Below are 473 nucleotides of genomic sequence, written 5' to 3' on the forward strand. Positions count from 1 at the left end.
GCCTGTCCGGCGTCAGGGTCCATGAGACATCTGAGGCGGGTTGAGAAGCGGAGGATTTCTGGCTCACCGTAACCGCCAAGGAGTGAAGATGAGCCAGAAATCCTCCGCCCCCGTCGCCAGGGCCGGCAACGCTGCGGCCAAGCCGCCGGCCGAGCAGGTGGTCCGCGACATCCGGCGCGCGACCCGCAAGCAGCATTCATCCGAGGAGAAGATCCGGATCGTGCTGGAGGGCCTGCGCGGCGAGGACAGCATCGCCGCCCTGTGCCGCCGCGAAGGCATTGCCGAAAGCCTGTACTACTCCTGGTCAAAGGAGTTCCTGGGTTCGGCGCAGTGCGCCGAACGGCAAGCGGCGCCTGACCGGCGATACGGCCCGGGCAGCGACGACCGATGAGGTCAAGGCCCTGCGCCAGGAAGCGCGCACGCTGAAAGAGGTCGTGGCCGAGCAGGCGCTCGAGCTGCGCCTGCTGAAAAAA

The 473-nt window shown here is 67.0% G+C and carries 1 pseudogene; it reads left to right on the plus strand.

The window, feature by feature from the left end:
* Positions 1–88: 88 nt before the first annotated feature.
* Positions 89–473, plus strand: a pseudogene (locus tag E2C06_RS36970) (transposase); the annotation flags it as partial.

It is taken from the genome of Dankookia rubra, from assembly GCF_004355005.1.
Lineage (GTDB): Bacteria > Pseudomonadota > Alphaproteobacteria > Acetobacterales > Acetobacteraceae > Paracraurococcus > Paracraurococcus ruber_A.